At 72.0% G+C, this 16,641-nt stretch carries 17 protein-coding genes and 3 pseudogenes; 15 read left to right on the top strand and 5 right to left on the bottom strand.

Annotated features, from left to right (window positions below; all coding sequences use genetic code 11):
* Nucleotides 1-40: 40 nt before the first annotated feature.
* The gene (locus tag CCN56_RS43185; protein WP_179199846.1) at nt 41-334 is read left to right on the top strand and encodes a hypothetical protein; all 294 of its coding nucleotides are present in this window, start codon (nt 41-43) and stop codon (nt 332-334) included.
* 25 nt (nt 335-359) lie between these two features.
* On the opposite strand, the pseudogene CCN56_RS14970 reads toward CCN56_RS43185, so the two are convergent.
* Nucleotides 360-608, bottom strand: a pseudogene (locus CCN56_RS14970) (transposase); the annotation flags it as partial.
* A 331-nt stretch (nt 609-939) separates the two neighbouring features.
* The gene (locus CCN56_RS14965) at nt 940-1,413 is read right to left on the bottom strand and encodes a helix-turn-helix domain-containing protein (RefSeq protein WP_086827215.1); all 474 of its coding nucleotides are present in this window, start codon (nt 1,411-1,413) and stop codon (nt 940-942) included.
* A gap of 105 nt (nt 1,414-1,518) precedes the next feature.
* Between CCN56_RS14965 and CCN56_RS14960 the strand changes: the two genes are divergently transcribed.
* The 7 genes from CCN56_RS14960 (at nt 1,519) to CCN56_RS14930 (ending at nt 6,295) form a co-directional block, all read left to right on the top strand.
* Nucleotides 1,519-2,229 (top strand): DsbA family protein, encoded by a 711-nt coding sequence (locus CCN56_RS14960; protein ID WP_086827214.1) that lies wholly within the window; start codon nt 1,519-1,521, stop codon nt 2,227-2,229.
* A 40-nt stretch (nt 2,230-2,269) separates the two neighbouring features.
* A complete protein-coding gene (locus CCN56_RS14955) occupies nt 2,270-2,641 on the top strand; it encodes a DoxX family protein (RefSeq protein ID WP_086827212.1) in 372 nt (123 codons plus the stop codon).
* A gap of 68 nt (nt 2,642-2,709) precedes the next feature.
* The gene (locus CCN56_RS14950) at nt 2,710-3,372 is read left to right on the top strand and encodes an NAD(P)-dependent oxidoreductase (RefSeq protein WP_086827210.1); all 663 of its coding nucleotides are present in this window, start codon (nt 2,710-2,712) and stop codon (nt 3,370-3,372) included.
* A gap of 60 nt (nt 3,373-3,432) precedes the next feature.
* Entirely contained in the window at nt 3,433-4,155 is a 723-nt protein-coding gene (locus CCN56_RS14945; protein ID WP_086827208.1) for an SDR family oxidoreductase, read from the top strand.
* Nucleotides 4,156-4,339: 184 nt separating this feature from the next.
* The gene (locus CCN56_RS14940) at nt 4,340-5,221 is read left to right on the top strand and encodes an ISAs1 family transposase (RefSeq protein WP_179199848.1); all 882 of its coding nucleotides are present in this window, start codon (nt 4,340-4,342) and stop codon (nt 5,219-5,221) included.
* Nucleotides 5,222-5,231: 10 nt separating this feature from the next.
* Nucleotides 5,232-5,771 carry a winged helix-turn-helix domain-containing protein gene (locus CCN56_RS14935; protein WP_086827205.1) on the top strand — a complete coding sequence of 180 codons (540 nt, stop codon included), beginning with the start codon at nt 5,232-5,234 and terminating at the stop codon, nt 5,769-5,771.
* Nucleotides 5,768-6,295 carry a transposase gene (locus tag CCN56_RS14930; protein WP_256961975.1) on the top strand — a complete coding sequence of 176 codons (528 nt, stop codon included), beginning with the start codon at nt 5,768-5,770 and terminating at the stop codon, nt 6,293-6,295. Before CCN56_RS14935 ends, CCN56_RS14930 begins: the two co-directional genes overlap by 4 nt.
* 22 nt (nt 6,296-6,317) lie before the next feature.
* On the opposite strand, the gene CCN56_RS14925 is transcribed toward CCN56_RS14930, so the two are convergent.
* A complete protein-coding gene (locus CCN56_RS14925) occupies nt 6,318-6,731 on the bottom strand; it encodes a hypothetical protein (protein WP_086827202.1) in 414 nt (137 codons plus the stop codon).
* Between the two features lie 384 nt (nt 6,732-7,115).
* Between CCN56_RS14925 and CCN56_RS14920 the strand changes: the two are divergent.
* Nucleotides 7,116-7,541, top strand: a pseudogene (locus CCN56_RS14920) (fibronectin type III domain-containing protein); the annotation flags it as partial.
* A gap of 349 nt (nt 7,542-7,890) precedes the next feature.
* Here CCN56_RS14920 and CCN56_RS43180 read toward each other — a convergent pair.
* Complete coding sequence (locus CCN56_RS43180) at nt 7,891-8,067, bottom strand: hypothetical protein (protein WP_179199845.1); 177 nt, start codon at nt 8,065-8,067, stop codon at nt 7,891-7,893.
* A gap of 522 nt (nt 8,068-8,589) precedes the next feature.
* Here CCN56_RS43180 and CCN56_RS14915 point away from each other — a divergent pair.
* From CCN56_RS14915 to CCN56_RS14895, 5 genes and pseudogenes are all read left to right on the top strand, one after another.
* Nucleotides 8,590-8,793 carry a DUF6229 family protein gene (locus CCN56_RS14915; protein ID WP_086827200.1) on the top strand — a complete coding sequence of 68 codons (204 nt, stop codon included), beginning with the start codon at nt 8,590-8,592 and terminating at the stop codon, nt 8,791-8,793.
* A gap of 136 nt (nt 8,794-8,929) precedes the next feature.
* Nucleotides 8,930-11,779, top strand: a complete 2,850-nt coding sequence (locus CCN56_RS14910; RefSeq protein ID WP_086827198.1) for a type 2 lanthipeptide synthetase LanM family protein — start codon at nt 8,930-8,932, stop codon at nt 11,777-11,779.
* A 147-nt stretch (nt 11,780-11,926) separates the two neighbouring features.
* Nucleotides 11,927-12,433 (top strand): annotated as a pseudogene (locus CCN56_RS14905) (MFS transporter); the annotation flags it as partial.
* A gap of 39 nt (nt 12,434-12,472) precedes the next feature.
* The gene (locus CCN56_RS14900) at nt 12,473-12,658 is read left to right on the top strand and encodes a hypothetical protein (RefSeq protein WP_086827194.1); all 186 of its coding nucleotides are present in this window, start codon (nt 12,473-12,475) and stop codon (nt 12,656-12,658) included.
* Between the two features lie 26 nt (nt 12,659-12,684).
* The gene (locus CCN56_RS14895) at nt 12,685-13,245 is read left to right on the top strand and encodes a DUF6529 family protein (RefSeq protein WP_086827232.1); all 561 of its coding nucleotides are present in this window, start codon (nt 12,685-12,687) and stop codon (nt 13,243-13,245) included.
* Here the strand turns inward: CCN56_RS14895 and CCN56_RS44540 are convergent.
* Entirely contained in the window at nt 13,226-13,531 is a 306-nt protein-coding gene (locus tag CCN56_RS44540; protein ID WP_086827192.1) for an STAS/SEC14 domain-containing protein, read from the bottom strand. The genes CCN56_RS14895 and CCN56_RS44540 overlap by 20 nt on opposite strands.
* A gap of 944 nt (nt 13,532-14,475) precedes the next feature.
* On the opposite strand from CCN56_RS44540, the gene CCN56_RS14885 reads away from it, so the two are divergent.
* Nucleotides 14,476-16,062, top strand: a complete 1,587-nt coding sequence (locus CCN56_RS14885; protein WP_086827190.1) for a phospholipase D-like domain-containing protein — start codon at nt 14,476-14,478, stop codon at nt 16,060-16,062.
* Nucleotides 16,063-16,641 lie beyond the last annotated feature (579 nt).

The following is a 16,641-nucleotide window of genomic DNA, read 5'->3' as shown; positions in this document are numbered from 1 at the left end:
TCACGCCCCTGATCGTTTCCCCGGGTGCAGTGCGACCTTCGTGACGTTCTTCGACGGGCCGAGCCGGACGAGAGTCTTCTTCAACCAGGCAGAGAAGGAAGTCTTCGTTCAGACAGTGGAGTTCGCGGACCTGAACGAGCCGGCGTCCTGGTGGTCGAACGCGAGACCGGTCTGGGCAGGCCGGGTACAAACAGAGGCGTTCGTCAGTGCCTTCATGGCCATGATCGAGGAGCTTCTCTCCGAGCATGCGACACACGGGTACAGGAGGCGCGGGGGCTACGAGTTCCCCGTCTTGGAGTGGGCGGCCCTTCAGGCAGCGCACAGCTCCCGCTGACTCGAACCCAGATCCGCGTCCGGATCAGGATCGCGGCGAGGATCCGTTCCCAGGTGCCGTCCACGGCCCACCCGATCAGCCGTTTGCGAGCGGTCCGGAACGAGCCCGGCTCATCCGGCAGATCCCGCCAGGGCGAGCCGGTGCGGCACTTCCACGCGATGGCCTCCAGGGTTCGACGAGGGTCGGCCCATCGCCGACCACGGCCCGGATCGGCCGGCATCAACGGCTCGATCCGGTCCCACATCGCATCAGTGATCACCCATCGGACAGACACGTCCGATCAACCGACGAGCAGACCAAGGAGACACGCTCTGGGCGCCTTGGGGGTGAGCCGCGGTTCCGGTCCATGACTGGTCCGGAAGAGCTGGTCAGGAGCGAGACCCGAGTGGGATGAACCGGCAGTTTCGACGCAAAGGCGAGCCCTCCCTCGGCAAGGCGAACGAGAGGCGCCTGATGTGGCTGAGGGGTTCGCGGACCGGACTGGAGCGGAGGTGGGCACGGCCTCCGAGTGGTCATGAGGTGCCGAGTCCCTGATCACCATGTTGGTGGCCAGTGGGAATCCTCCAGGCGCGGCCACCGACGGGGGCGGGTGGCCGCGTGTTTCGCTACCGTCGGTGACGGTCTCCGGTGGCTCGGGCGCGTGCACCCGTACTCGGCTGCGCCGAGGTCGCGCGGGCCCGGTTCTCACGGATCTCGTCGTGGTGGGCGGCGGCCCAGCCGACCAGGGATGTGGCGATCTCGTGGAGGCCACGGCCGAGCGGGGTCAGGGTGTACTCGACGCGCGGGGGCACTTCGGCGTAGGCGGTGCGGGAGATCAGGCCGTCCTGCTGGAGTTGGCGCAGGGTGAGGGTGAGCATGCGCTGGGAGATCCCGGGGACTTGGCGCTGCAGGTCGGTGTAGCGCAGCGGGCCCGGCTCCAGGACGGCGATCAGCAGCAGGCTCCATTTGTCGCCGACGCGGTCCAGGACCTCGCGGATGAAGGTCATGTGCTCGGCGGGGATCGCCGCGCACGGCCCGATCGCCGCCGCCCCGACCGCCTTCGCTTCACCGGTCGTCGCCACTTCGCTTGCCCGTTCCATCACGCACATTCCTCTCCGGCACGCACACGGATGTGCCTTTTGTGCCGCCTTCCATACTGGTCCACCATGGCGTTACGAACAAGTCGTAAGAATTGGAGGCGCGCGGTGAAGGTGGACATCTGGTCCGAGGTGACGTGCCCCTGGTGCGGGCTGGGCCATCACCGTCTGCAGCGGGCCGTCGAGCGGTTCGAGCACGCGGGCGAGGTGGAGGTGGTCCACCACTCGTTCCCGCTCAGCAGCAGCTTCCCCGAGGACCGCACCTTCTCCGTCCGCGAGGCTCTGCTGCGACGGCACGGTGTGGGCGGCGGTCAGGCCGAGGCGTCGACCCGGCGGATCGAGGCACTGGCCGCGGCCGAGGGTCTGAGCCCCTACCGGGTGCTGGACAACCAGGTCGGCAACACCGACCTGGCCCACGAGTTCCTCGCCCACGCCTCCGCCCAGGGCAAGAACCGCGAAGCGTGGGACACGGTCTTCGACACCTACTTCGGCAAGGCCAAGCCCGTCTTCTCCCTGGACGACCTGCTCGCCCTCGCCGACACCCTGGGCCTGGACCGCGAGCAGACCCGACAGGCCCTCGCACAGCACCGCCACCGCGAGCGGGTCCGCGATGACGCGGCCCGCGCTCAGCGCCTCGGCGCGACGGGCGCCCCGTTCATCGTCATCGACGGCCGCTACGGCGTCCCCGGTGCCCAGGACAGCGACACCCTGCTGGACCTGCTCCGCACCGCTTGGGACGACACCCACCCCCTCACCCCCGCCGGTGGCGACGCCCCGGCCTGCGGCCCGGACGGCTGCGCCGTCCCCGCACACGGCTGAATCCCCCCACAGCCCCCGTGATCCTGAGACGAGGAGTCCGATGAACGTCCTGCTGTGGGTCCTGCAGGGACTGCTGGCCGCAGTGTTCGCGATGGCCGGCGCCATGAAGACGACCCAGCCGATCGACAGGCTCGCCGGCACTCTTCCCTACACCGAGGACCTCGCCCCGGGCACGGTCCGGCTGATCGGGGCGGTCGAGCCGGCCGCCGCACTCGGCCTCGTCCTGCCCGCCGCCACCGGCATCGCGGTGGTCCTCACCCCGCTCGCCGCCGTCGGCCTCGCGGTGGTGATGGTGCTGGCCGGCACCTTCCACGCCCGCCGCCGGGAGTACAGCGCGATCGGTATGAACGCCGTGCTGCTGGCCCTGGCCGTCGTGGTGGCCTGGGGCCGCTTCGGCCCGTACTCCTTCTGACCTTCCGAATCCGTCCCCCGCCGGCGCCCGCCGCCCGGCCCTTTGCCCATGAAAGGCGATGACTTCCCATGACCGACCTGCTCGTCCTTGGCGGCAGTGGCCGCACCGGCACCCACGTCCTGGCGCAGGCAGTCGAACGCGGCCACCGCGTCCGCGCCCTCGTCCGCGATCCCTCCGCCGTCCACGCCCCGGCCGGCATCGAGCTGATCCAGGGCACACCCGCGAACATCGACGACATCCGCAAGGCCGCCCACGGCACCCAGGCGGTGATCAGCGTGTTGAACAACGCCCGCGCCTCCGACAACCCCTGGGCCAAGCCGGTCAGCCCGCCGATGTTCATGACCGACGCCGCCCGCAACACCCTGACCGTCATGGCCGAACAGGGCATCCGCCGGATCGCCCTGACCTCCTCACAGGGCGCCGGCGACGACTGGGCCCGCCTCAACCCGTTGATGAAGGCATTCATCAACCTGTCGAACATCAAGGCCGGCTTCACCGACCACACCGGCGTCGACCAGGTCGTGCGCGCCTCCGACACCGACTGGACCCTCGCCCGCGCCGTCGCCCTCACCGACAAGCCCGCCACCGGACCCCTGCGCGCCGCCGACCCCGGCACCACCGCCCCCGGGCGCTGGATCAACCGGGCCGACCTCGCCCGCTTCCTCCTCGACGCCGTCGACGAGGAGACCTGGATCCGCCGCGCCCCGCTGGTGTGGAACGCCCGCGGCTGACCCACCTCGAACCCCTGCTGAACAGTCAGAACACCCCAAAAAGCCCGAGGAGACCTCCCCATGTCCGACACGTCCAAGGTCATCGCGGTCTTCGGAGCCGGCACCGGTCTCGGCGCCTCCGTCGCCCGCCGCTTCGCCCGCGAAGGCTTCCGTGTCGCCCTCGTCGCCCGCCGCAAGGACCGTCTCGACGCACTCGTCGAACAGCTCACTGACGAGGGCATCGACGCGGTCGGATTCACCGCCGACCTCTCCAAGCCAGCCGAGGTTCCCGCCCTCATCGACGCCGTCCGCGGCCGGTTCGGCCGGATCGACGTCATCGAGTACGGGCCGATCAGCGGGGAACAGAGCTTCGCCCCCGCCACCAGGCTGGACGCCGCCACCTTGCAGAAGGACAGCCCCCTTCTCCTGCTCACCCCGGTCGAGGTGGTCCGCGCGGTGCTGCCCGAGTGGGCCGAGCGCGGCGACGGCGCGTTCCTGATGACCACCGGCCATACCGCCGTGGAGCCGCGGCCGTACATGAGCGGCGTGGGCCCGCTGATGTCCGCCGCCCGCAACTGGCTGCACTCCCTCAACGGCGAACTCGCCGACATCGGCGCCTACGCCGGCACGCTGTCCATCGCGGCCTTCATCGCCCGCAGCGAGATGGGCGAGATCGCCGCCGCGTCCCTGCCGGAAGGCGTCGGCCCGCTCGTCGACCCCGACGACCTCGCCGAGCACTACTGGGACCTGTACACCAAGCGCGACCGCATCGAGCAGATCCACCCCGAGCCGACCGCCGGGTAACCCCAGCCCGGGCCCCTCGCCACCACGGCCCGGGTCATCCCTCGGCGACGATCACCCTGCGTACAAGCCAGTCCTCCGGTGGGGAGTCCAACTGGCCGTCCGCGGGGACCGCCCGCCCGCGGGGAACCCGCGGCCATACGCGGGGAAAGGATCTTGGCCGCTGCCATCACCACGACGGAAGACCGTGCCTGCCCGATCATCATCGCCCGTCCCCGCCGGCCTGGGCCGGCTCGCCACCGGCAGCCTTGCCGAGCCCCGGGAACACCCGCAGCTGCTGGACCGCCTCGCGACCGTGCCCGATCCACGTAGGGCCAAGGGACGCCGCCACCCCCTTGCCTTCGTCCCCGCACTCGCCGCGTGCGCGGTACTGGCCGGCGCGAAATCCCTGACCGCGATCGCGGAACGGGCCGCCGACGCCCCAGCCGCCGTGCTCACCGCCCTCGGCGGCCCCAGCCGCGAACCCGCCGGGCCCACCGCCCCGACCGAAGCCACCGTGCGCCGAATCCTGCAGCGCGTGGACGGCGACGCCCTCGACGAGGCGATCGGCGCCTGGCTCGCCGCCCGGGATCCCGACCGCCCGCCACCCGACCATGAACTGGGCAGACGCGCCCGCCGCTCGCCGGCCGTGGACGGCAAGACCGTTCGCGGCGCGCACCGCGCCGACGGCACCCAGGTCCACCTTCTGGCCGCGATGACCGGGGCCGGCCTGGTCGCAGCCCAGCGTGAGGTCAGCGCCAAGACCAACGAGATCACCGTATTCCGGCCGATGCTCGCCGACCTCGACCTGGCCGACACCGTGGTCACCTTCGACGCCCTGCACTCCCGGACAGCCCATGCCCGCTTCCCGGTGGAGGAGAAGAAGGCCCACTACATCGCCGTGATCAAGGGGAATCAGTCGTTGCTGCACCATCACCTCAAGCAGCTGCCCTGGCGGGAGGTGCCGCTGCTGGACAAGACCCGCGCCACGGAGCACGGCCGTGACGAGATCCACCGCGTCAAGACCTGCACCGTCACCCGCGGCCTCGACTTCCCCCACGCCGCCCAGGCCGTGCGCCGCCGCCGGTAGCCGTGGTGTTGTGAGGTACGCGCAGGGCGGCGGGCTGACCGAGGCCGAGAGGGCCGCGGGGGAGCGGATCCGGCAGCATGCCGTGGAACGCTTCGAGGGCGGGGAGAAGAACCAGGAGATCGCTGCCGCGCTGCGGGTGAGCGAGCGGTCGGTGGAGCGGTGGCGCCGGGCCTGGCGCGAGCGGGGCGAGGCCGGGGTCCTGTCGAAGGGATCACCGGGACGGCCCAGGCTTGGCCCGGCCCGGATCGCCAGGTTGGAGCGGGAGTTGGAGCGTGGGCCGCTCGTGCACGGCTGGGCCGATCAGCGGTGGACGCTGGCGCGGGTCAAGACGCTGATCGGCCGGCTGTTCCACGTGAGCTACACGGTGGAGGGCACCTGGCGGCTGCTGAAGCGGCACGGCTGGTCGTGGCAGCAGCCCGCGCGCAGGGCCATCGAGCGCGACGACGCGACCGTGGAGTTGTGGAAGAAGGAGGTCTGGCCGCGGGTAAGAGCACCGCGGCGGCGTGCAACGGCTGGATCGTCTTCGAGGACGAAGCAGGCCAGTCGATGACGCCGCCGCGCGCCAGAACGTGGGGCCGGATCGGCCGTACGCCCGTGGTCCGGGTTCGTGGCCGGGGCTCGGGACGGGTGTCGATGGCGGGAATGACCTGCTACAAGCCGGGTGAGCGGTCCCGGCTGATCTACGCCATCCGCGAGTACCGAGGCCGCAAGGACGAACCGAAGGGCTTCGGCCGGCGGGACCTTCGCGACCTCTTGGTGCGTGCCCGCATCCAGCTCGGCGGACCGATCGTGCTGGTCTGGGACAACGTCCGCCTCCATTTGGCTGCCGGGATGCGGGAGTTCATCGCCGCGAACGTCGCCTGGCTCACCGTGTTCCAGCTGCCCACCTACGCGCCGGACCTGAACACGCAGGAGGGCATCTGGTCGCTGGTCAAACGCGACATCGGCAACCTCGCCGCAGCCGACCTGGGCCAGATCACCAAGGCCGTGAAGCGCCGGCTCAAGCAGATCCAGTACCGCGCGGACCTCGTCGACGGCTGCCTTGCGGGCACCGACCTCATCACGGACGGCTGAGCGGCGCTGCGCTGCAGAATCGTCAGTCGCCGTAGTACCGGTCGTAGGAGGCGGAGCGCTCCTCCACTGAGAAGCCCTCGAATTCACCGTCCGCCTCGAGCTTGCGCAGTCGATCCAGCGCCGCCGCGGCAGAAGGTGCACGGTTGGCCGAGAGGTGGGCCTTCGTCGCGTCGAGCCCGTGCCCAAGCAGGAATTCGATGTCGATCGAGCACGCTGCGTCGAAGCTGGCTTGCTTCGCACTCCAGATCAGGAGCACGTCGTCGAGGTCGCCGCTGTTGAACAGCTGGAAGCAGCAGAGCCTCATCAGCTCGGTGTCGCCCTCGCCCTGGGCGCGTCGCTCACGCGCCGTGTGCTCTCTGAGGAGTGCACGGATCTCGTCGAGGTCCGCGCCGACGGGGCGAAGCCCGTAGCGGCGCCAGCTTTCCTCGACATCCATCGCTGGTCTCCTTGATCGTCCGGCCCCGCCCGTGGCTATCGGTCCCGCCCATCGCCGTTCGGTCGGACGAGGGCCCCTCTGCTGGTCACAGTATGCACACCGAGCGCCGGCCCATATGGGCCGGCGGCCACCGGCGCAGGTGACCGATAGCCCACACCACCCGACACCACCCAATCAAGTTCAGGAGCGTGGGCCTGTGGCTGCTGGCCATGCTCGTCGCCCCTGTCGTGGTCTGCATCGTCAAATGGCCATGGATCAAGTCGGGCGGCAGGTGAACCCCGATTTGTATACGAGCCCGCGGACTACCCCTTAACACCTGGTCATCAATTACGGGATGACCCTTAAGGTTCATACGATCAACTTCCTTCGAGAAAAGGGAATTTCATGTCAATTCCGCGCAGGACCTTACTCGCCGGCTCGACGGCAGGCGCGGCTGCCGCCGCCGTCGGGGGTGCGGGAAGAGCCGAAGCCGCCGACCGGTCGGCGGCCGCGGCATCGCCGTTGCTGCAGCGCACACCCAGTCGTCTCGGGGTGCCGGGCGTGGCCGGGCTGCATCTGCAGTTCGGCGCCGATCCCGCCACCGAGATGACCGTCTCCTGGATCAGCCCCCAGTCCGTCCGGCGTCCGCGGATACACCTCGAGTCGCCGGACGGTGGCACCGGGCGGGTGGTCGACGCCGAGACCCGTACCTGCCGTGACGGGCTCTCCCAGCGGGAGGTGTGCGTCCATCACGCCCGCATCACCGGGCTGCGGCCGGACACCACCTACCTGTACTCGGCCGGGCACGACGGCGCCGCGCAGGAGACCGGGTCCTTCACCACGGCACCGCGCGGTCGTGCCGCTTTCACCTTCACCCATGGCTTCGCTGCCTTCGACGTCGACCCGGGCACCCGCGGCACCGGGCGCACCCGGATGCACGTCACGTACCACACCTTCGACGGCCCCTACGGAGAGCTGACCCCGGTCGACGCCTTCACTCTGGAACGCCCCCGCGCGGACGCCCGGGACCGACGTCGGCCGGGGCGCGAGTCGTTGCTCGTGGCGCTCGTCGTGCATGGACGGACACCGTCTCGGGCGCGGCGATCGCCGGCAGGGGGCGGGCGGCCGGCGCCCGGGCCAGGGCGCCCCGCTGGGCCTGCCCGCCGGACAGCTGCTCCGGTCACGGCCCGAGGAGTTCGCGATGCCCGAAGGCGAGGAGCAGCGCGACACCGCCGACCGTCGGCGGCAGGGCCATGGGCAGCAGGACGAGTGAGCGGACGAACGCCTTGCCGGGGAAGGGCACCCGGGCGAGCAGCCAGGCCGGCGGGACGCCGAGCAGCAGCGGCAGTCCCAGCACCCAGAACGAGGGCGCAGGCGCCCTCCGGGCCGCGGCCGCATCGCGGCGTCACGCAGGGGTGCCGGCATGTGTGAACCCGGGCCGTCGGTTCGACCGGCACATACGCCCTTTGAGGCGGGAGGCCGACCCCCATGAGGCCGCGGCGGGTCTTCTCGACTGCTCGCTCGACCGGGCGATCGTGCGCCGGACCGCCCCGTACGCGCCGCCACCACGGGGCGTGAATGGCCGAATGAGTGGGGACCGCGCCCCTTGACGGGCGCCGTCGCAGTCCCCTCGCGCCTCGCGACGGTGCCGCTCCGGACCCGGACGCGCAGGGGGCCGACACCGCCCGCCACCATGGTCGGCGCCCGTGGCGCGCCGACCGGCGGCCATGGTTCCGGCCGCGCGGCGGCGGCCTCCGGACCGGGCCGGGCGCGCCCGGAATCCCGCTCGACGATTGGCCGGTTCTGGCAGATCCCGGACGGGCCGCCTCCGGTGGATTCTGTAGCCCGTGCACTTCCGGCGAATCATAGGAGGTACCACATGTCCATCATGTCCACCACCCGCGCGGATGAGATCGTCACCGCCTGGCTCCAGGGCGCCGAGACGGCCTTCGGCGCCGACAACCCGGCCGGCCCGCTCTACGTGGGCGGTGCGGCCGGAGAGGCCGCGCTGACCGACGGCACCGAGGCGCTGCTCACCGGGTGCAGCAGCTGTACGGGCTCGCTGCACAGCTACTGCTGCTGACGAACCGCCGTACGGTACCGGACGCACCACCCGGGGAGCCCTCAGGGGCTCCCCGGCCCGACGAGGCCCGACCACGCGCAGGCCGGCCCCCCCCCGTGTGCGGAAACCCGACCCAGACGTCAGGAGAGGACTCAGCATGGTGGAACCGGTGGCAGCGGCCCGCGCGGCCGACGGACCGCCGCCCGAGGGATGGTTCGCGGGTCCCGTGGACGCCTTCGCGGCCCCGCTGTTCGCGGAGCTGGACGACCGGATCCCGGGGATGGCCGGGCTGGCCTCCGACGAGCGGGAAGTCCTGCGCGAGGCGACGCGCGAGGCCCTCCGCCGTACCCTCCAGCTCCGGCTCAACCGGGTGCTCCTGCTGGAGCTGCGGGCTGCCGCCCTCGCCGGCGACCTGCCCGGCACGGACCCGTCCGCACGCTGGGACGCCTTCCTCCGGCAGGCCTCCGCCCCCGCGTTCTCCGACACCCTGCACCGGCGCTACCCGGCGCTGCGCCGACGGGCCTTCGCCTCCGGACGTCTGTTGATCGAGGGCGCCCTGGAGCTGGGCGCGCGGCTCGCCGCGGACCGGCGGGCCGTCGCCGGCCTGCTCGGGGGCGATCCCGGACCGCTGTGCACCCTGGAGCTCGCCCGAGGGGACACCCACCACGGTGGCCGGGCGGTGGCGCTGCTGGTCTTCGAGACCGCCTGCGTCATGTACAAGCCGCGACCGGTGGAGGTGGACGCCGCGCTGCGCTCCTTCGTCGCCGCCGTCCCCGGCGCCGAGGACCTGGGCGTACCGAGGGTGGTCGTACGGGACGGCTACGGCTGGGCCGAGCACCTCGGTCACCGCTACTGCCGAGGCGAGGCGGAACTCGCCCGCTTCTACCGCGCCCTGGGCGGCTGGCTGGCGGTGATGCGGCTCCTCGGCGGGACCGACCTGCACGCCGAGAACCTGGTGGCCCACGGTCCGGTGCCCGCCGTCGTCGACGCCGAGGCCCTGTTCACCCCCGATGTCGAGGTTCCGCCGAGCGGGCGCGGTGACGCCGTGGACCGGGCTGCCCGGACGATCCGCAACACCGTGCTGCGCACCGGCATCCTCCCGCTGCGCACCGACGGCTACGCCCTCGCGGGCGTGGACCTCTCGGCCGCCGGTGGTCTGCCCGGTCAGCAGCCGCAGATCCGCGTCCCGGTCATCACGGACGGAGGACAGGACACCGCCCGAATGGAGATCGCCGCGGTGGACCTGCCGCCGGCCCGCAACCACCCCAGCCCCGAGCCGGTGCTGATCCGCCACTGGAACCAGGTGCTGACCGGCTTCGACGGGCTCACCGCGGCCCTGGCGGAGCTCGACGCGGGCGGTGGACTCGATGCGCTGTTGCGGGCGTTCGACGGCTGCCGGGTCCGCAGGATCCGGCGGCCCACGCAGACGTACACGGACATCGGCCGGATGCTCTGGCACCCGGCTTCGCTGCACGACCCCGACGCCGCCCTGGCCCGGGCCCGGGACATCCTCCACCGCAACGCCCTCGCCGCACCAGGCGCGCCCCGCGAACCGGCCGTGATCGACCAGGAGATAGCGGACCTCCTGGTCGGAGACATCCCCGCGTTCGGCGAACGGGTGGACGGACAACGCATTGACGCCTTCCTCGCCGGGTGGCGGCGGGCGGACCTCACCCGTGAGCGCGACACCATCCGCAGCGCCCTGGTCGGCGCCTACCTGAACGAACGCAGGCTTCCCGACCGGGTACGGACGCCCGCCCGCGCGCCGCACGCCGAGGACCTGGACCGGCGGCGCCGGGCGCTGGCGGCCGAGGCCGTGCGGACGGTCTGCGAGACGGCCGTGCGCGGCGCCGACGCCACCGCGACCTGGATCAGTCCCGTGCTCACGGACTACGGCTGGGCCGTCCGCCCGCTGGGCGCGGACCTGTACACCGGGCAGGGCGGCGTCGCCCTCGCCCTCGCGGAGTACCAGAGGGAGCAGCGGGCCGGCCGAGCCGATCCGGTGGCCGATGTCGACTCCGTGCTGGCCGGCACCCTGGAGGTGCTGTCCGCCACCGAGGACACCACGCCGACCCGCCAGCTCGGCGGGTTCACCGGCATCGCCTCGCAGGTGTGGACCTGGGCCGCGCTGCACCGCCTCCTCGGTACGCCAGGGCTGCTCGACCGCGCCCGCGCCAGGGCCGCGCTGCTGACCCCGGAGGCCATCGCCGAGGACCGTGCCCTCGACGTGCTCAGCGGCGCGGCCGGCGCGGTCGTCCCCCTGCTCGACCTCGCCGAACTCACCGGCGAGGAGCGTTGGTCGGAAGCCGCCGCGGAGGCCGGTCGGCATCTGGAGCGGACCGCGGTCGTCGACGACCGCGGAGCACGGTGGTCCACGGTGATGTTCCCCGAGGGCATCGGCGGATTCGCCCATGGCGCCACCGGCGCCGGGTGGGCGCTCACGAGGCTCGCCCTCTCGTCCGCCGGGAGCCCGGCCGACCGGCGCCGGTGGTACGAACTCGGCACTCTGGCACACGACTTCGAGGAGTCGCTGTACACGCCGGAGGTAGGCGCCTGGGTCGATGCGCGGATCGGAGGAGACGTCGACCATCCCACCGCGTGGTGCCACGGCAGCACGGGCATCGGCCTGGCCGCCCTCGACCTCTACCGGCGCACGGGCGATCCCCGCCACCTGGACGCCGCGCTCCGTTCGGGTCCGGCCGGCCTGCGCGAGGGGTTCGGCTGGAGCCACACCCTCTGTCACGGCGACCTCGGACTCTGGGAGCTCCTGCACCACCTGCGCGGCCTGAAGGGGTACGAGGGACCGTCCGCCGCACAGGCCGACGCAGAGTTGATCACCGGCATCGAGCAGCGCGGTCCGGTCGGTGGCCTCGCCAAGGAGGCGTTCGCACCGGGCTTGCTCCCCGGGCTGTCCGGGGTGGTGCACCACCTGCTCCGGATGCACCCCGACGCACGCCTGAGCTCGCCTCTCCTCCTGGCTCACCCCGAGAGGCCGGACACCACCTGACGCGATCCCCCGCCTCGGATGTCGAACGGCGGCTGACTCCGCGAGCGGGTCAGCCGTCGGCGTACGGGAGTGACCCGCTCTCGGGGGGGACGCGGCCCGTGGAGACGGGGCCGATGAGGTGGCGCTCGGGCTGCGGCGGGGCGGGGCTTCGCCGTGCACGAGGCGATGGACCAGGTCGGCGCCCTGATCGGTCCCCTGCTCGTGGCCGGAGTGCCGGCGCTGACCGGTGGCGATTACGGTCCGGCGCTCGGCGTGCTCGCCCTGCCCGGCCTCGCGGTGCTGGGACTCCTGTACCGGCTGCGGACCCGGGTGCCGGAGCCGGAAGCCCACGAGCGCGAGGCGGCCGCCACGGCCGTACCGGCGTCGGACCATCAGGCGGGGGACCGACGTCTGCCGAGGGCGTTCTGGACGTACGCCGCGTTCACGGCCACCACCACGACCGGGCTCGTCACCTTCGGCGTCCTCTCCTTCCGCCTGGTTCAACGGCACCTGCCGTCCGCCGTGTGGGCGCCGGTGCTGTACGTGGCGGCGATGGCCGTGGGCGCCCTGGCGGCGCCGGCCACCGGATGGCTGTACGACTGCCACGGCCCCCGCGTCCCCCGTCGCGCTGACCCTGCGGCGCGCCGCCGTGGCAGCGCTGGGCGGCACTGCTAGTGAGGGGGACAGGAAATCCCCGATCCGTCGGAGAGCACCATGCATCAGCGCGGCCTCGCGGCCGTCTCGCTCGCCGCCGTCACCCTGTGCACCGCGGTGTGCGGCGGCGGCGCCGGCAGCACGAAGATCACCGATCAGGCCAGGCTGTCCACCACCACACGCACCGACGGCAAGACCCAGATCGTCTACAACGGTCACCCGCCGTACGACTTCGAGGGCGACTGATCCGCATGGCCGGCGACGAACGCCCGATGCGAGGAGGGACGCGGCGCGGGCGGGCGGTACGGGTCGTGCTCTGGGCGCTTCTACCGGTCGCGACGGTGGTCGGCGTGTACTGGTTCGGACTCGCGCACGCTCCGGCCTACGCCACCAGTCTCTTCGGCACCCGTTTCGGCGACGCCCAGCAGCTGAAGGCCGAGCTCGGTACCGCCCTCCTCGGCCTCGCGCTGATCCAGCTGCTGCTCGCGCTCTGGCTGTACGGCCGGCTACCCGGCCTGGGTGCGGCGCCACGGCCGGTCGGACGGATCCACCGACTCGTCGGCCTCGCGGCCTTCCTGCTCTCCCTGCCGATCGCCCGGCACTGCCTGGTCGCCTACGGGGTGGAACCGACCGACGCCCGCACCGCCCTGCACTCGCTGAGCGGCTGCTTCCTCTACGGAGCCTTCGTCGCCAAGGTGATCGTCGTCCGGCATCGCCGGCTGCCGGGCTGGGTCCTGCCCGTGGCCGGCGGCGCCCTGGTCCTGACGATCACACTGGTCTGGTACTCGGCGGCCTTCTGGTACCTCAACACCTTCAAGGCGCCGGGCCTCTAGCCGGCCGGGCGTTCAGGACCTGGCCGGGCGCTCGGCCGGCGACCCGGGCGAGCGCCTCCTCGTGCGCCGCGAGCGGGGAGGTCTTCGCCTCGCCGGGCGCCATCCAGTCGCAGAACGCGCTGAGACGGGTCGTCCGGTCGAGATCGGTGACCAGCACGATGCACTTCCAGGCCCGCAGATGCTCGACGCCGACCTTGAGGTCCTGCCACACGGCGCCACTCGTCATGCCGCCGGAGTCGCGGACGACGAGCAGCAACCGCACGTCGCCGCTCTGCGCCGCGTCCACGACCGCGGAGTACGGTGTCGCGGTAGTCCTCGGCAGAGATCCTTCCGGACGCCTCGAATCCGATGACGCCGGCGGGCATGTCCAGGACATCGTCCGTGCCGAACCCCGCCACCACTTCCACTCCCGCCGTCTGCCGGAGTCCGTCGCCGACCAGGACCTCGCATTTCCGTCCGGCAGTCGCCACGGCTCATCGAATTCGGACGACGTCGCGGTCGCGCTGATGGCCGAACAGGCCACGGGGCGCCCACACGAGTCGTTGCTGCGCGATCTGGTGTACCGGCCGCCAGGCCTTCGCGAGACCAGCCTGCCGCGGGGCCACCGTCTGGCCCTGCCCGTACCTGCACGGCTACGCCACGGCCCCGGGCGAGCCGCCGGAGGACGTCAGCGAGGCGATCGGCGCGTTTGGCGCCTGGGACTCGGGCGGCATCGTCTCCACACCGGCCGACCTCTCCACCTTCATCGGCGGCCACGCCGGGCCCTGGCTGCTGACCGCGGCCGCCTGCCCTGCTGAGCGGGACTTCCTGCCGGGTGGCGCTTCCGAACCCGCCGGTCCCCGCTCGAACGTGGCCGGGCTCGCCCTGTTCCGCTACACCACCCGGTGCGGCGTCGTTCTCGGCCACACCGGCAACACGCCCGGCCATACCCGGTTCGCCGCGGCCGCCCCGACGGCCGCCGCACCGTCACGGCCTCCGTGACCAGCCAGGTCCCGCTCGACCCGGCCTGCTCGCCCGGCTGTCGGCGACCGAGAGAAGTGCGTCTGCGCTTCGCTGGACCACGGGCGCCCCTGAGGCCGGGGGACGTCGCCGGGGCCGCGACGGCCGAAAATGGATTGCGCCGGGGCGAACTGGTGGATACGCGCTGGTAACTTACGGGAGTTGATCAAGGTCGACGCCCCGTTCACGGAGCCGTCGGCCCGAGCCACCCCCCCCAAGCAAGGAACCACATTGGCCCGCACCATCCGCACGACGGCCCTTCCGCTCGCCCTCTCCACCCTTCTGCTGTCCGCCGCCCCGGCGTTCGCCGACGCTCCCACCCCGCACCTGGACGCGGTGGAGCAGTCCCTGCGTCAGGTCTCTCCGGGCCTGGAGGGCTCCGTGTGGGAGCGCACGTCGGGGAACCGGCTGGGCGCCTCCGCCCCCGGCGCCTCCGACTGGCTGCTCCAGACCCCCGGCTGCTGGGGCGATCCCACCTGCGCCGACCGGGCCGGCTCCCGACGCCTGCTGGAGAAGGTGCGTGAGGACATCGCGAACGCCCGGCAGAGCGTGGACATATCCACGCTGGCCCCGTTCCCCAATGGCGGCTTCCAGGACGCGATCGTGGCCGGCCTGAAGGCGGCGACGCAGAAGGGCAACCGCCTCCAGGTCCGCATCCTCGTCGGCGCCGCGCCGGTCTATCACGCCAACGTCATCCCGTCCTCCTACCGCGACGAGCTGCTGAACAGGCTCGGTCCGGCGGCCGCGAGCGTCGCCCTCAACGTGGCCTCGATGACGACGTCGAAGACCGGTTTCTCCTGGAACCACTCGAAGCTGGTGGTGGTGGACGGCAACTCGGTGATCACCGGCGGCATCAACAGCTGGAAGGACGACTACCTCGACACCACCCACCCGGTGAACGACGTCGACCTCGCGCTGTCCGGCCCGGCGGCGGGCTCCGCCGGCCGCTATCTCGACACGCTGTGGGACTGGACCTGTCGCAACAAGAGCAACTGGACCGCCGTCTGGTTCGCCTCCTCCAACGGTGCGGGCTGCCTGCCCACGCTGTCCCGGCCCGCCGCCCCGCCCGCCGACGGTGACATTCCCGCTCTCGCGGTGGGCGGCCTCGGTGTCGGGATCCGGCAGAGCGACCCGTCCTCGCCGTTCAAGCCCGTCCTGCCGAAAGCCGCCGACACCACCTGCGGATTCGGGGTGCACGACTACACCAACGCAGACCGCGACTACGACACGGTCAACCCGGAGGAGAGCGCCCTGCGGGCCCTGGTCGCGAGTGCGACCGAGCACGTCGAGATCTCGCAGCAGGACCTGAACGCGACCTGCCCGCCGCTGCCCCGCTACGACATCCGGCTCTACGACACCCTCGCCGCGAAGCTCGCCGCCGGTGTGAAGGTGCGCATCGTCGTCAGCGACCCGGCCAACCGGGGCACCATCGGCAGCGGCGGCTACTCGCAGATCAAGTCGTTGTCCGAGGTGAGCGACGCCCTGCGCGGCCGCCTCAAGGCCCTGACCGGCGACGAGCCGAAGGCAAGGGCCGCGATGTGCCAGAACCTGCAGCTCGCGACCTTCCGCGCCTCGGACAAGCCGACGTGGGCGGACGGAAAGCCGTACGCCCAGCACCACAAGCTGGTCTCGGTGGACGACTCGGCCTTCTACATCGGCTCGAAGAACCTGTACCCCTCCTGGCTCCAGGACTTCGGCTACGTGATCGAAAGCCCCGCCGCCGCACGCCGGCTGGCGGACGGGCTGCTCGCGCCGCAGTGGAAGTACTCGCAGGCGACGGCGACGTACGACTACACGCGCGGCGTCTGCCAGGGCTGACGCCCGCCCGACCGGCACCTCGGCGCACCTGGGCGCCTCGGGTCAGCGTGTCCGCTGACCCGACGCTGCGCACGTCGTCGTTGCGGTCGCAGCGGTCGGACAGGGAACGGTGTCAGAACAGCAGGTGGTCGGTCATCGAGCTGGCGCGGACCCCGTCGCCGCACTCGGGGTTCGTCGACCACCAGCGCATCATGCCGCGCCGACGCCGACGCCGGCGAGCAGCAACAGCGGCAGCAGCAGCGGGTCGAGGGCGCTGAGCGCCCCCGCGGCCGTGATCATCTCGACTAGTGGGGGTGTTCTCACCGCAGGCAAGGAGGGGAGGGATGACGGCAGCGTGTACGAGGTTCACTGCCTCAAACGACGTGCAGCCACCGCAACGTGTCCCGTCCCGATCCCGCCGCAGTTCGTCCGCATGCTTGTCGCCCACATAGGGAGGTTCGGTGCAACGCCGGGCGGTCGCCTGTTCCGGAACCGGGAAGGGAACCATGTGGAGGCATCGGCTTTACGGTCTGACGTGGGCGTGGGCGTGGGGTTTGCTCGCCGGTGCGGATGCGCGGCGGCTTCGGCGAGGCAGTAGGC

It is taken from the genome of Streptomyces sp. NRRL B-24572, assembly GCF_002156145.1.
GTDB lineage: Bacteria > Actinomycetota > Actinomycetes > Streptomycetales > Streptomycetaceae > Streptomyces > Streptomyces vietnamensis.
The sequence above is the reverse complement of the archived record's forward strand: the minus strand, read 5'-3'. Positions and strand labels throughout refer to the sequence as shown.